We start from the raw sequence: 13,891 nt of genomic DNA, 5'->3' as shown, positions 1-13,891 counted from the left end.
CGTGCCCGACACCCCCGTCCTCGACCGGGCGTCACGCCCCGGTGAGCCGCATCGACGGTGGCGACCCGGACGGCAGGGCGCGCTGGACGCGTCGCTCGCGGTCGCCCTCGCGGTGCTCGGGTTCGTCCCGACGCTCTCGACGATCGGTGTCGAGCTCGGCGACCTGCCCGAGCGGCCGACGGACGCGCTGGCGGTGACGCTCGCCCTCGCGCAGTGCCTGCCGCTCGCGTTCCGCCGCCGCTTACCCGGGGTCTGCCTCGCCGTCGTCGGCGCCGCCTTCGCCGCGGCGCAGGTGCTGGCCTGCCCGCCGACGTTCGCGAGCGTCGGCCTCTACGTGGCGCTGTACACCGCCGGGGCCCACCTGGCGCGGTTCCGCCGGAGCGTCGCCGCCGTGGTGACCGGGGGCTACGTCGTCCTCGCGGCCACGCTGTCCGGCCTCGGTTCGCCCAACCGGCTGCCTGTGTTCCTCGCGTTCTACCTCGTCCTGGTGGTGATCTGGTCGGGCGGCGCGGGAGTGCGTCGCCGGCGGGCCGAGGAGGTCGAGCGTCGGCGTCTCGCGGCCGCCGTCGCGACCGCTCAGGAGCGCGCCCGGATCGCGAGGGACCTGCACGACGTCGTGACGCACCACGTGACCGCGATGGTCGTGCAGGCCGACGCCGCGCAGTACCTCCTGCCCGCGGCGCCCGACCGCGCCGCCGAGGGGCTCGTCGCGATCAGCGGCACCGGGCGACGCGCCCTGACGGAGCTCCGGCACCTGCTGGGCGTGCTCGAGGCCACGGGCGAGCCGACACCGGCGGAGCGGGCGCCGGCCCTCGGCCGCGTGGACGACCTCGTCGACCAGGCCCGCCGGTCCGGCCAACCGGTGGAGTGGACCGAGGAGGGTCGACGGCGCGACCTGCCCGACGCCGTCGGGCTCGCCGCCTACCGGGTGGTGCAGGAGGGCCTGACCAACGCGCTCAAGCACGCCCCCGGGTGCCCGACCACGGTCCGCGTGCGGCACGGTGCCGACCACGTCGAGGCCGAGGTGAGCACCGGCGGACCCGACTCGTCGGTCACCAGTCCGCGACCCCCGTGGCCGGACCCGCCCGCCGTGGGCGCGGCACCGCCGGCACCACCGGCACCGTCGGCCGGCCGCGGGCTCGCCGGTCTGCGCGAGCGTGTCCGCGTCCTCGACGGGGACCTGGAGGCCGGACCGCCGCCCGGCGGGGGGTTCCGCGTGCGGGCCCGGATCCCCACCGCCCCGACCACCGCCCCGACCAGGAGCAGCCCATGACCCTCCCGCCACCAGAGCCACGGTCCCCGATCCGCGTCTTGGTCTGCGAGGACCAGGAGCTGGTGCGGGTCGGCTACGTCACCATCTTCTCCGCGCAGGCCGACATGGAGGTCGTCGGCGAGGCGCAGGACGGCCGGGAAGCCGTCGAGGCCGCACGACGGCTGCGGCCCGACGTCGTGGTCATGGACGTCCGGATGCCCGTTCTCGACGGCATCGAGGCGACGCGACGGATCGCGGGTCCCGACGTCGGGACGCCGACCAAGGTGCTCATGGTGACCACGTTCAACGTCGACGAGTACGTCTACGAGGCGCTGCGCGCCGGGGCGAGCGGGTTCCTGCTCAAGGACGCCCCTCCCGGCGAGCTGGTCGACGGCATCCGGACGATCGCCCGCGGCGAGTCCCTGCTCGCCCCGACCGTCACCCGCGCCCTCATCGGCCGCTACGCCGAGCGCGTGCGGCCGACCGACGCCTCCCGCCCCGCGAGGGACGAGGTCGTGCGCGCCCTGACCCGGCGCGAGCTCGAGGTGCTCGAGCAGCTCGCCGCCGGGCTGTCCAACGCGGAGATCGCGAACGTGCTCGTCATCACCCCGGAGACCGTCAAGACGTACGTGTCCCGGATCCTGGCCAAGCTCGGCCTGCGCGACCGGGTGCAGGCGGTCGTGCTCGCCTACCGGGTGGGTGTGGTCGCGGCGACGGGCTGAGGCGGGTGGGCCGACGGGTCGGTCCCCGTCGGCCCACCGTCGTCGCGCGACTCAGTCGCAGGCGACCCCGTCGAGCGTGAACCCGGTGGGGTCGGGGTGCGCTCCGGCCGTCGTGGCCGCGCCGTTGAAGCCGAACGTGACCGACTGCCCCGGCGCGATGCTCGACTGCCACGCCGGGTGGGTCGCCGTGACCGTGGTGCCCGACTGGGCGACGGTCGCGCTCCATCCCGGTGCGTCGACCCGCTGGCCCCCGGGGTAGTCGAACGTGACGACCCAGTCGTCCACGGTCGCCGCGGACGTGTTGGTCACCGTGACCGACGCGGTGTACCCGGTGCTGGCGCCGCCCCAGGCGGCCGCGGAGTAGTCGACGGTGCACGCGCCGGTGGGCTCGGGCGTCCCACCGTCGTCCAGGGTGGTGAACGTGACGGTCCGGGTCGCCGAGACCACCCCGGTGTGGTCGTTCCGGGACCGGACCGCCACGGTGTGCGCGGTGCCGGGTTCGAGCCCGTCGAGGTCGACCATGGGCGACCCGTCGGTGCTCGCGATCACCCGACCGGTGCCGGGTTCGAGGACGTCGTACCCCGTGACGCACCCGGACTCGGCGGCTCCCCACATGACGTGCGCGCTGGTCGCGGTGACGGACATGGCCATCACCGCGCCCGGGGCGCCCGGCGCCTCGTCGGGGCACGCGGGCTCGGTGGGCTCGCCGCCGTCGTCGCCGATCCCCGTGACCTCGCCGTCGCCGCCGTCGAACGCGACGTCGGAGCACGAGTAGAAGTTCTCGCTGCTGTCCGAGCGGACCCAGTGGGTGAAGATCAGGTGGTCGCCGCTGCGGTCGGCGGGGAGCGTGACGTCCCAGTAGTAGTAGTTCAGGGCACCCGGTCCGCCCGTGTCGGGCGGGTCGGTCACGGAGTCGACCAGCTCGAGGTCGTCCCACGCGAGCGGGCTCGACGGGTCCCAGCCCTCCTCCGTGACGTACACGTCGAAGCGTCCGGGGTGCTCGGCCCAGTTGTTGTGCTGGAACTGGTAGGTCTCCCCGGCGGTCAGGTGCGTCCGCGGCCAGTCGTCCCGCACGGCGTTGAACCCGCTGAAGTCGTACGGGCCGCGCCCCCCGCCGTCGCAGATCTGGCCGTCGGGGATGTAGCCCGCGGTCCGGCCCGCCCCGTTCGAGTCCAGGTTGCCGAACCAGTTGTAGAACGCCGAGGTGCCGCTGACCGCGTAGGCGTTCGCGCACGCCGGGTTCTGCGGGTCGACCTGTCCGTTGCCGGTCTGGCCGTCCACCCAGCACAGGTACTGGCGGCTCCCGGGGAACACCTCCGCCCCGTGCGCCGCGGCGGGGGCGGGCGGCGAGGCCGCCACCAGACCCGCCGCGCCGAGGACCACCGCGGCGGCCCACGCTGCCATGCGTCGCATCTTTCCAGCTCCTTTGCTCTCGGATGTCGAACACGACGACCATGCCTCGCACCCCACCCTCGGGGGCAGCCGCCTAATCGATTCGGACCGGCGCCGGCCCGACGCCGGTGCGGCTGTCCGGTGGGCCGGTGCGCCCCGGCGTCGGGCACGGGGGAGGATGAGGGCGGGGGACACCGACCCGAGAAGGAGACCCATGCCCGCGCCCACGACGCCCACCCGCGAGTTCGTCACCGGCCTGCCCAAGGCGGAGCTGCACCTGCACCTGGAGGGCACGCTCGAGCCCGACCTCAAGCTGCGCCTCGCGCAGAGGAACGGGATCGACATCGGCCAGTCGACTGTCGAGGAGGTGCGCGCGACGTACGCGTTCGACTCGCTCACGAGCTTCCTCGCCGTGTACTACCCCGCGATGGAGGTGCTGCAGACGGCCGACGACTTCTACGAGCTCGCGGACGCCTACCTCGCTCGTGCCGCGGCGGACGGGGTCAAGCACGCCGAGATGTTCTTCGACCCCCAGGCGCACACGTCGCGCGGGGTGCCGTTCGAGGCGGTCGTGACGGGCTACCACCGTGCCGCGGCCGAGGCGCCGGCCAAGCACGGGATCGACGCGCACCTCATCCTGTGCTTCCTGCGCGACCTGTCGGCCGAGAGCGCAGCCGAGACGCTCGAGGCGTCCGTCCCGTTCCGGGACAGGATCCTGGGCGTCGGTCTCGACTCGGACGAGCGCGGCAACCCGCCGCAGAAGTTCGCCGACGTCTTCGCACGCGCGCGCGAGCTCGGCTACCGGCTGACGATGCACTGCGACATCGACCAGGTCGGCAGCATCGACAACATCCGTACCGTGCTCGACGAGATCGGCGTGGACCGCGTGGACCACGGCACGAACGTCGTCGAGGACCCGGCGCTGGTCGAGGTCGTGCGCGAGCGCGGCCTGGGTCTCACCACGTGCCCGGTCTCGAACTCGTTCGTCACCGACGACATGAAGGCGACCGAGATCGCGGGCCTGCTGCGCTCGGGCGTGCGGGTGACGGTCAACTCCGACGACCCGGCGTACTTCGGCGGCTACGTGGCCGACAACTACGTGGCGCTCGCGGAGGCGGCGGACCTGACGACGGAGGAGGTCGTGCAGCTCGCGCGCAACTCGTTCGAGGCGTCGTGGCTGGGCGACTCCCAGCGGGCCGCCTTCCTCGCCGAGATCGACCGGTACGTCGCCGCGTACGACGCGACCGCCGTCTGACTCGCGCCCGCTGCGCCGAGGCAGAGCCCTGGTCCGCCGAGGGAGAGCCCTGGACCGGGGCTCTACCTCGCGGTTCTGGGCGCTCGTCCCGCGCAGACGTACCGGGGAGTAACGTGTCGGGGACGGCCGCCGCCGTCCGGATGGCGGCGAGCATGCCCGCGGGGGGTGAATAATCTCCGGGTGCCGCATGTTGGCGCACTCGGGACCCGCAGCCGCGGACGAGCCGTCCGCGGCCCGACGCGCGGGCCCGGGCCCGCAGGGGCACCACGGACCATCGGCTTGGCGAGAGGGCGACCAGAGCTCATGAAGGATGTGCTGTACGTCAACGGCGGGACCCCGCTGGACGGGACGATCACCGTGCGGGGCGCGAAGAACTTCGTGTCCAAGGCCATGGTGGCGTCGTTGCTGGGGGAGTCGCCGAGCGTGCTGCGCAACGTGCCGCAGATCCGCGACGTGGGCGTCGTGACGGGGCTGCTGGAGCTGCACGGCGTGGCGGTCAAGTCCGACCCGGACGCGGGGATCCTCGACCTGGACCCCTCCAACGTCGAGTCGGCGCACGTCGCGGACATCGACGCCCACGCGGGCTCGAGCCGCATCCCGATCCTGTTCTGCGGCCCGCTGCTGCACCGCCTGGGCGAGGCGTTCATCCCCGACCTGGGCGGGTGCCGGATCGGCGACCGGCCGATCAACTACCACCTGGACATCCTGCGGCAGTTCGGCGCCGTCGTGGACAAGCGCGAGAACGGGATCCACATCCGCGCCCCCCGCCGCCTGCAGGGCACCAAGATCGCGCTGCCGTACCCGTCGGTGGGCGCGACCGAGCAGCTCCTGCTCACGGCCGTGCGCGCCGAGGGCATCACGGAGCTGGCGAACGCCGCGATCGAGCCCGAGATCATGGACCTCATCGCGGTGCTCCAGAAGATGGGCGCCATCATCTCGGTCGACACCGACCGCGTGATCCGCATCGAGGGCGTGGACCGTCTCGACGGGTACACCCACACGGCGCTCGGCGACCGCATCGAGGCGGCCTCCTGGGCGTCGGCCGCGCTCGCGACGGGTGGCGACATCACCGTCAAGGGCGCGACGCAGCCCGAGATGATGACGTTCCTCAACACGTTCCGCAAGGTCGGCGGCCGGTTCGACGTGCAGGACGACGGCATCCGGTTCTGGCACCCGGGCGGCGACCTCTCCCCGATCGTGCTCGAGACCGACGTGCACCCCGGCTTCATGACCGACTGGCAGCAGCCGCTCGTCGTCGCGCTCACCCAGGCCAGGGGCCTGTCGATCGTGCACGAGACGGTCTACGAGAACCGGTTCGGCTTCACGGACGCGCTGCGCGGCATGGGCGCGACCATCCAGGTCTACAAGGAGTGCCTGGGCGGTCGCGACTGCCGGTTCGGCCAGCGCAACTTCCACCACTCCGCGGTGATCTCCGGCCCGACGCCGCTGGCCGCGGCGGACATCGAGGTCCCGGACCTGCGCGGCGGCTTCTCCCACCTCATCGCCGCGCTCGCCGCGAAGGGCACCTCGACGGTGCGCGGGATCAGCCTCATCGACCGCGGCTACGAGAACTTCCAGGACAAGCTCGTCGCACTCGGCGCGGACGTCCGCCGCGACTGACCCGGGACGCCCGTCGCCGCAGGTCATGACGCCTGTCACGGCGGCGCGGCGCGCGTGCGTGGGACGCTGGTCGACGTGATCACCCGACCGCGCACGTTCCTCGACGTGTGGAGCCGTCGGACCGCGCCCGAGCGGTTCGACGCCTACACGCGCTGGTCGCTGTACCTGCTCTCGTTGTTCGAGCCGTTCCTGGCCCTCACGCTCGTCGGCGTCGACCAGACGTTCCGGCCAGCGACCGTCGGCGCGTGGCTCGTGCTCGTCCTCGTGCACACCGCCGGGTGCATCGCCGTGCTGCGCGCAGGCGTGGTGCACTTCCTCGGTGGCCCCGTGGTGCGGTCGTGGCTGCTCGCGCTGCACGGCGCCCTGTCGGTCGCGGTCGCGGCGGTCGGGTTCTGGACGTTCCCGGTCGGCTCGGCGGAGGACGTCGCCGGGAGCGCCCGGTACTACGCCGTCCTGCTGGGGCTGGGGTTCGGGGCTCTTGCCGTCGTGCCGCTCCTGACGTTCCGGCGCCTCGTCCTCGTCGGCATCGTGATCGCGGCGGTCACCGGGTGCTCGGTGTGGGTCGGGACCGGACCGATCTCCTCGACCACCGTCGGCATGGCGGTCGGGCTCGGTGTGTCGAGCACGATCATGCTCGTCGCGATCTTCGGTTCCTACCGCGTGTCCGTGTGGATGCTCGGCATCGTCTGGGAGCAGGAGCGCACGCGCGTGCTGCACGCGCGGCTCGCCGTCGCGGAGGAGCGGCTCCGGTTCTCCCGCGACCTGCACGACGTCTTCGGCCGCACGCTGTCCGTCGTCGCCGTGAAGAGCGAGCTCGCCGCGGAGCTGGCGGCCCGCGGCCGCCCTGGCGCGGAGGAGCAGATGCTCGAGGTGCGCCGGATCGCGCAGGACGCCCTGCGCGAGGTGCGTGCCGTCGTCGCCGGCTACCGGACGGCCGACCTCGCCGCCGAGCTGGCGGGCGCCCGCTCGGTCCTGCGGTCGGCGGGGATCACGACGACCGTCCACGGTGACGAGACGCCCGTCGGGACGGCGGCCCAGGAGGCGCTCGCCTGGGCGGTGCGCGAGGGCGTCACCAACGTGGTGCGGCACTCGACCGCCCGCACGTGCACGATCACGGTGCACCGGGACCGGGTGTCGAGCGTCGTCGAGATCGTCAACGACGGCGCCCCCGCGGGGGTGGGCGACGGGCGCGGCTCGGGGTTGGTCGGGCTCCGGGAGCGGCTGGAGGGCGCCGGCGGGAGCCTGCAGACGTGGTCCGACGGCGGCCGGTACGGCCTCGTCGCCCGCGTGCCCGACGACGGCGCGGCCCGGGGGGCGCCGGCGCGGGGCAGCGCTCTCGACGTTCCCGCCCCCACCACCGAGAGGACCACGCGCGCGTGATCCGCATCCTGCTCGCCGACGACGAGAACCTCATCCGTGACGCCGTCGCGTCGCTCCTGGCGCTCGAGGACGACCTGGAGGTCGTGGCGCAGGCCGCCTCGGGCCCCGAGGCCGTCGCCGCCGCCCTCAAGCTCGAGCCCGACGTCGCGGTGCTCGACCTCCAGATGCCCGGGCTCGACGGGGTCGAGGTCGCGCAGCGCCTCGCGCACGACCTGCCGTCGTGCGGCGTGGTGATCGTCACGAGCCACGGTCGGCCGGGCTACCTCAAGCGAGCCCTGGAGGCGGGCGCGCGCGGGTTCCTGCCCAAGACGGTCTCGTCGCGCGTGCTCGCGGACGTCGTGCGCCAGGTGCGCGACGGCGGTCGGTACGTCGACCCCGAGCTCGCCGCCGAGGCGATCGCCGCGGGCGCCAGCCCGCTCACCGCGCGCGAGGCGGACGTGCTCGAGCTCGCCGCCGACGGCGCGCCCGTCGAGGAGATCGCGACGCGCGCCCACCTGGCCCCGGGGACGGTGCGCAACTACCTGTCGTCGGCCGCCGCCAAGCTCGGGGCGGCGAACCGCCACGAGGCCGCGCACGTGGCGCGGCGGCACGGCTGGATCTGAGCGGAGTGCCGCGCCCGGTAGGCTCGGTGACCGTGCCGAGCCTGCCCGAGACCCCGCGCGCGTACAAGAACCTCGCGTTCTTCCTGCGCCCGATCCTCTTCGCGATCACCCGCCGTGACTGGCGCGGTGCGGAGAACCTGCCCCCGACCGGCTTCATCGCCGCGGCGAACCATGTCACGGAGTTCGACCCGTTGACGCTCGCGCACTTCCTCTACGACCAGGGGCGCGCGCCCAAGATCACCGCCAAGTCGTCGCTGTTCACGGTGCCGGTCCTGGGTGGCGTCCTGCGCCGTACGGGCATGATCCCGGTCCACCGGGGCACGTCGGGCGCCGCACAGTCCCTCGTCGACTCCACCGCGCGTCTCGACGAGGGGGAGTGCGTCGTGTTCTTCCCCGAGGGGACGCTGACACGCGACCCCGACGGCTGGCCGATGGTCGGCAAGACGGGCGTCGCGCGCCTCGCCCTGACGAGCCGCGCCCCCGTCGTGCCCATCGCGCAGTGGGGCGCCGAGCAGCTCCTCGCGCCGTACGGCAAGGTGTTCAAGCCGATCCCGCCCAAGCGGGTCGCCGTGCACGCAGGCCCGCCCGTCGACCTGTCCGACCTCTACGACCGTCCGCAGGACACCGCGACGCTGCGCGAGGCGACCGAGCGCATCATGACGGCGATCACGCGTCAGCTCGAGGAGATCCGGGGTGCGAAGGCGCCCGCGGAGCGCTTCGACGTGCGTCAGCACCCGGGTTCGGAGCGCCGCCGGTGACCGGGGACCAGACCGTCGAGACGAGCCCCGGGCCGCTCGGCGCGGGCGACGTCCCCGCCGCGGAGCGCGTCGTCGCCGCGGTCCTCGGGTCGGGGAGCTGGGGCACGACGTTCGCCGCCGTGCTCGCCGACGCCGGCTGCGAGGTCCGCCTGTGGGGTCGCGATCCCGAGGTCGCCGCGCAGGTGAACCTCTCCCGACGGAACGAGAAGCGGCTTCCGGGCATCGAGCTGCCCGCAGGGATCCGGGCCACGACCGACGCGCGCGACGCGCTCGCCGGGGCGGGGCTGGTCGTCGTCGCGATCCCCTCGCAGGTCGCCCGCACGACGCTCGCCGAGCTGCGCCCGCACCTGGAGCCCGACGCCGTCGCGGTCTCGCTCATGAAGGGCGTCGAGCTGAGCACCGACCGCCGCATGAGCGAGGTCGTCGCGGAGTCCCTCGGGCTGCCGCCCGAGCGCGTCGCCGTGGTCTCGGGCCCCAACCTGGCGCGGGAGATCGCGCACCGCCAGCCGACGGCGACCGTCGTGTCGTGCGTCGACGAGGACGTGGCGCGGTACGTGGCGCGCGCGTGCTCGTCGTCGTACTTCCGTCCCTACACCAACCGCGACGTCGTCGGGGTCGAGCTCTGCGGGGCGGTCAAGAACGTCATCGCGCTCGCCGTGGGCATCGCGCAGGGCCGGGGCTTCGGCTGGAACACCACGGCCACCGTCATCACCCGCGGCCTCGTCGAGATCACGCGCCTGGGCCTCGTGCTCGGCGCCGACGCGGCGACGTTCGCCGGTCTCGCGGGCATGGGCGACCTGGTCGCGACGTGCTCGTCGCCGCTCTCGCGCAACCACACGCTCGGCAAGCACATCGGCCAGGGGCTGAGCCTCGACGACGCGATCGCCGCGACCGGCGGCACGGCCGAGGGCGTCAAGTCCTGCCGGTCGGTCCTCGAGCTGGCGCAGAAGGTGGGCGTCGAGATGCCGATCACGGCGGGGGTCGTCGCGGTGCTGCACGAGGGCATGCCCGTCGACGAGATGGCGCGCGGCCTGCTCGCCCGGCCGCAGAAGGCCGAGGGGATCTCGGCGGAGCGCTGAGGTCGACGGAGCGCGCCCGACGCGGTCGTCAGTCGTCGTCGCGGACGTCGACGACCACGCGCGTCGGGTCCTCGAGCGAGAACACCCGGAACGGGCGCTGCTCGTCGTCGACCCCGACGAACGCCTGCGTGTAGCCCTCGAAGACCCCGCGCAGCAGGACCTCCTCGACCTCGCCGTCGTCGCCCGCGCGCACCGGGTTGGGGCCCGCGTACTCGTCGACACCCGTGTCCATGGGGTACCCCGAGCCGGAGATCATGACCTGCAGGTAGGCGTCGCCGTCGACGGTCGCGACGTTGCCGCTGCCGTCGTCGATCGGCTCGTCGACGTACTCGACGCGCCACCCGGGCGTCCCCGCGCCGCCGAGCTCGAAGACGACACGGTCGAACCCGTCGTGGTGCCCGACCCGGATGTCCGTCACGGTCAGGGCTGCGTCCGCGGACGGGTCCTGGGTGTCGGGATCGGTGTTCGCGGGGAACGGCAGCGGGGCCTCGGACGCGTCGTCGGCCGGCGTCGACGAGTCGTCGGTCGGGCTCTCGCCCGACTCGTCGGACGGCGAGTCCGTGGGGCTGGGCGAGTCGCTCGTGGTGGTGCCCGACGGCGACGGGGAGTCGTCCGTGCCGCCGGGGGTGCACGCGGCGAGCGAGAGCACCAGCAGCCCGACGGCGGCCGTCGCGGCCCGTGATGACGTCGCGGCTCCGCGTCGCGCCCGGTCGCCTCGGTCCGTTCGCATCGTTCCTCGTGCCTTCATGGACCGATCGTAGAAACCGCAGGTCACGCTCGCGCGGCGGGCAGAGCACGGTCCGGTCCCGGTCGGGTCACGGTGGTGTCTCGGCGCGATCTCGACGTCGTCCCGATGTCGTGTGCGCGCGGGTCCTTGCCGTCATGGTCCTGTCGGGGTGGTCGACGCTACGCTCGGACGATGCTGCAGGGGATCGGTGCACAGGCAGGTGGGGTTCTCGTCGTGGTGGCGCTCACGGTGCTGCTCGTCGTCGGGATCACGCGGTTCACGTCAGGCGCCGAGGCGCGCGCCCGGCGCGACGCGGGCGCGGGGGAGAGCGCGTCGTCGGGCATGTTCGGCGAGATCGTCGAGATCTTCCAGCCGAGCCGCACGCACGTGACGGAGGAGAAGGAGCGGCAGCGGCTCGACATCGTGCAGCGTCCCGCGGAGGGGCGTCCGTTCGACGTCGACCTCGACGACGGCGTCTTCTACGTGCCGGCGGGCACGGCCGGTCCCGCGCGACCGGACACCGACGCGCGGTAGCGCACCTCGGACGATCTCAGCCGGCGGGTGCGCGCAGCGCCCGGTCCAGGTCCTGCCAGAGGTCCTCGACGTCCTCGATCCCGACGGAGAGGCGCAGCAGGTCCTCGGGGACCGTGAGGGACTCGGTCGCGAACCGGCGGCGACGCTCCAGGCTCGACTCCACGCCGCCGAGGCTGGTCGCGGGCACCCACAGGCGCACGGCACCGACGACGGCGTCCGCGCCCGCGGCCCCGCCACGAGGTCGGACGCCGAGGATCGAGCCGTACCCGGTCATGAGTCGCGACGCGCGCTCGTGCCCGGGGTCCGTCGGCAGGCTCGGGTGGCGCACCTCGACGACGTCGGGGTGGTCGGCGAGGCGCCGCGCCAGCTCGGCGGCGTTCGCCTGGGCGCGCTCGACGCGCAGCGCGAGGGTGCGCAGGCCGCGCAGCGCGAGCCACACCTCGAACGGACCCGGGATCGACCCGTGGAGCGTCCGGTAGGAGCGCAGCGTCGCGGTGAGCTCGGCCGTGCGCGCGACGGCGGCGCCGAGGACGACGTCGGAGTGCCCGGCGAGGTACTTCGTCACCGAGTGCACGACGACGTCCGCGCCGTGCGCGAGCGGCTGCTGTCCGAGCGGGGTCGCGAACGTGTTGTCGACGGCGGTGAGCACGCCGCGGTCACGAGCGGCCGCGAGCAGCACGGGCAGGTCGGCGACCTCGAGCATGGGGTTCGTCGGGGACTCGACGAGCAGGAGCGAGGCGCCGTCGAGCGCGGCGATCACCTGGTCGGTGTCCGCGACGTCGACCCGGACGACCTCGACCCCTGCGCGCGCCGCGAGGTCGTCGGCGAAGCCGAGCGTCACCTGGTAGGCGTGCCGGGGGAGCACGACCTTGCCGCCGGCGGGCACGAGCGAGAACACCGCCGCGATCGCCGCCATCCCGGACCCGAAGGCCACGCCCGGGTGCTCGCCCCCCTCGAGCGCGGCGAGCGCCTCCTCGAACGGGTGCCACGTCTCGGTGTCCATGCGCGTGTACAGGAGTTCGCCGGGCTGCTGTACACCCTGCGAGACGTACGTCGAGGACAGGACGATCGGCGGGTTCACGGGCGCGCCCTGCGCGCGCTCGGGCCGTCCGGCGGCGACGGCGACGGTCGCGGGAGAGAGGGCGGCGGGCACGTGCGGGTCGTTCATGGCGGCAGCGTACGCCCGGCCGCACGACGGATGCCCCGGACGGTCACCTCCTGGCACGGTCCCGGTCCTGCCGAGCATGCGGTCGTCGCCCGTCCGGTGGTCGGGATCGGCGACAGCCGCATGCTCGGCGGTCGATCGCGAGACTCAGTCCAGCGGGCCCAGCAGGGACTGGGCGACCGTCGAGTGGGCCGACTCGTCGTCGGACGGGTGGAAGATCCCGGCCAGCACGTCGCGGTACAGGCGGCCCAGCTCGTTGCCCGCGAAGTAGCTCGACCCGCCGGCGACGCGCACCATCTGGTCGACGACCGTCTTCGCCGTCTCCGTGGCGCGCACCTTGAGCCCCGCGGTCGCGCGGAACCAGCCGGCGCCGCGGTCGACGAGGGCGTCGAGCTCGCCCGCGACGGTGTCGATCTGCGGCCAGACCGCGTCGAGCGCGAGCGCGGCGTCTGCGAGGCGCCAGCGGATGTCCGGGTCCTGCGCGAGCGACGCGCCGTCGTTCTTCATCGACGTGCGGCGGCGCGCCGCCGCGACGCCGAGCTCGAGCGCGCGCCCCGCGATCCCGGTGTAGACGGACGCGAGGAGGGTCTCGAACGTCGTGAAGATCCCGACGACGAGCGGGTCGAGAGTGGGCCCGGGCGCGAGCCGCCGCACGACGCGGTCGGCGGGCGCGTGCGCGCCGTCCAGCACCGTCGATCGGGACTGCGACGCGCGCATGCCCATCGTGTCCCAGTCGTCGAGCACCTCGACCCCGGCGTCCCGGGCGACGAACGCGTGCACGAGGCGCGGGGCGTCGTCGGACACCGTGTCGAGCCCGAGGACGCCGAGGCGCGTCCACGCGGGCGAGTTGGACGTGAAGATCTTGCGGCCGTGGAACGTGTAGCCACCCGTGCCGTCCGGCCGCGCCTCGGTGCGGGACCCGAGCAGGACGAGGTCGTTGCCGCCCTCGGAGTACCCGAAGCCGAACACCTCGCCGCGACCGGCCTCCTCGAGCAGCCAGTCGAGCGAGGCGTCGCCGCGCTCGTGCAGGTAGCGCGCGACGCCGGTCCACACGTGGTGCATGTTCACCGCGAGCGCCGTCGCGGGGGCCGCGCCCGCGAGGCGCGCCTGCTCGTGCGCGACCTCGCGCAGGCCGAGCCCGGCGCCGCCGAACGACGCGGGCACGAGCGCGCGCAGGTACCCGGCCTCGGTCAGGGCGGCCAGGTCCTCGTCGAAGAAGGCGTTGTCGCGGTCGTAGCCCGCCGCCCGGCCGCGGACGGCCTCGAGCAGGTCGTCGGTGAGGAGGGTGCGGGGTTCGGGGAACGGCGGCGCGAAGGAGGAGGGGGAGGACGACGGGGCGACGGGCGTGGGCATGGCCTGCCTTCGGTCGGGGCGGACGGCGAGAGGCCCCGGCGACGCGCGTCGC

General features: G+C 74.0%; 13 protein-coding genes. 9 read left to right on the top strand and 4 right to left on the bottom strand.

What is annotated here, in order from left to right; all coding sequences use genetic code 11:
* Position 1: 1 nt before the first annotated feature.
* Together JOE63_RS15365 and JOE63_RS15360 are read left to right on the top strand one after the other, a co-directional pair.
* Complete coding sequence (locus JOE63_RS15365; protein ID WP_307840143.1) at positions 2-1,273, top strand: sensor histidine kinase; 1,272 nt, start codon at positions 2-4, stop codon at positions 1,271-1,273.
* Positions 1,270-1,974: a response regulator gene (locus tag JOE63_RS15360; protein WP_204542457.1), complete on the top strand. Its 705-nt coding sequence runs from the start codon at positions 1,270-1,272 to the stop codon at positions 1,972-1,974. Before JOE63_RS15365 ends, JOE63_RS15360 begins: the two co-directional genes overlap by 4 nt.
* A gap of 51 nt (positions 1,975-2,025) precedes the next feature.
* Here the strand turns inward: JOE63_RS15360 and JOE63_RS15355 are convergent, their stop codons facing one another.
* Entirely contained in the window at positions 2,026-3,387 is a 1,362-nt protein-coding gene (locus JOE63_RS15355) for a lytic polysaccharide monooxygenase (RefSeq protein ID WP_204542456.1), read from the bottom strand.
* 193 nt (positions 3,388-3,580) lie between these two features.
* On the opposite strand from JOE63_RS15355, the gene JOE63_RS15350 reads away from it, so the two are divergent.
* The 6 genes from JOE63_RS15350 to JOE63_RS15325 all read left to right on the top strand — a co-directional run bounded on the left by JOE63_RS15350 (position 3,581) and on the right by JOE63_RS15325 (position 10,060).
* Positions 3,581-4,621: an adenosine deaminase gene (locus tag JOE63_RS15350; RefSeq protein ID WP_204542455.1), complete on the top strand. Its 1,041-nt coding sequence runs from the start codon at positions 3,581-3,583 to the stop codon at positions 4,619-4,621.
* A 303-nt stretch (positions 4,622-4,924) separates the two neighbouring features.
* A complete protein-coding gene (gene murA, locus JOE63_RS15345; protein WP_087469376.1) occupies positions 4,925-6,241 on the top strand; it encodes a UDP-N-acetylglucosamine 1-carboxyvinyltransferase in 1,317 nt (438 codons plus the stop codon).
* Positions 6,242-6,316: 75 nt separating this feature from the next.
* The gene (locus tag JOE63_RS21720) at positions 6,317-7,621 is read left to right on the top strand and encodes a sensor histidine kinase (RefSeq protein WP_157759424.1); all 1,305 of its coding nucleotides are present in this window, start codon (positions 6,317-6,319) and stop codon (positions 7,619-7,621) included.
* Positions 7,618-8,223: a response regulator transcription factor gene (locus tag JOE63_RS15335; protein ID WP_087469374.1), complete on the top strand. Its 606-nt coding sequence runs from the start codon at positions 7,618-7,620 to the stop codon at positions 8,221-8,223. Before JOE63_RS21720 ends, JOE63_RS15335 begins: the two co-directional genes overlap by 4 nt.
* Positions 8,224-8,255: 32 nt before the next feature.
* Positions 8,256-8,981, top strand: coding sequence for a lysophospholipid acyltransferase family protein (locus JOE63_RS15330; protein WP_087472435.1), 726 nt, complete (start codon positions 8,256-8,258; stop codon positions 8,979-8,981).
* Positions 8,978-10,060: an NAD(P)H-dependent glycerol-3-phosphate dehydrogenase gene (locus JOE63_RS15325; RefSeq protein ID WP_087469373.1), complete on the top strand. Its 1,083-nt coding sequence runs from the start codon at positions 8,978-8,980 to the stop codon at positions 10,058-10,060. Before JOE63_RS15330 ends, JOE63_RS15325 begins: the two co-directional genes overlap by 4 nt.
* A gap of 28 nt (positions 10,061-10,088) precedes the next feature.
* Here the strand turns inward: JOE63_RS15325 and JOE63_RS15320 are convergent, their stop codons facing one another.
* The gene (locus JOE63_RS15320; RefSeq protein WP_204542453.1) at positions 10,089-10,790 is read right to left on the bottom strand and encodes an AMIN-like domain-containing (lipo)protein; all 702 of its coding nucleotides are present in this window, start codon (positions 10,788-10,790) and stop codon (positions 10,089-10,091) included.
* Between the two features lie 189 nt (positions 10,791-10,979).
* Here JOE63_RS15320 and JOE63_RS15315 point away from each other — a divergent pair, with 189 nt between their 5' ends.
* Positions 10,980-11,321: a DUF6191 domain-containing protein gene (locus JOE63_RS15315; protein ID WP_087469372.1), complete on the top strand. Its 342-nt coding sequence runs from the start codon at positions 10,980-10,982 to the stop codon at positions 11,319-11,321.
* A gap of 16 nt (positions 11,322-11,337) precedes the next feature.
* On the opposite strand, the gene JOE63_RS15310 is transcribed toward JOE63_RS15315, so the two are convergent.
* Both JOE63_RS15310 and JOE63_RS15305 read right to left on the bottom strand, forming a co-directional pair.
* Complete coding sequence (locus tag JOE63_RS15310; protein WP_087469371.1) at positions 11,338-12,489, bottom strand: trans-sulfuration enzyme family protein; 1,152 nt, start codon at positions 12,487-12,489, stop codon at positions 11,338-11,340.
* A 144-nt stretch (positions 12,490-12,633) separates the two neighbouring features.
* Positions 12,634-13,839, bottom strand: a complete 1,206-nt coding sequence (locus JOE63_RS15305; protein ID WP_087469370.1) for an acyl-CoA dehydrogenase family protein — start codon at positions 13,837-13,839, stop codon at positions 12,634-12,636.
* Positions 13,840-13,891: the final 52 nt, after the last annotated feature.

It is taken from the genome of Cellulosimicrobium cellulans, from assembly GCF_016907755.1.
GTDB classification, from domain to species: Bacteria; Actinomycetota; Actinomycetes; order Actinomycetales; family Cellulomonadaceae; genus Cellulosimicrobium; species Cellulosimicrobium cellulans_D.
The sequence above is the reverse complement of the archived record's forward strand: the minus strand, read 5'-3'. Positions and strand labels throughout refer to the sequence as shown.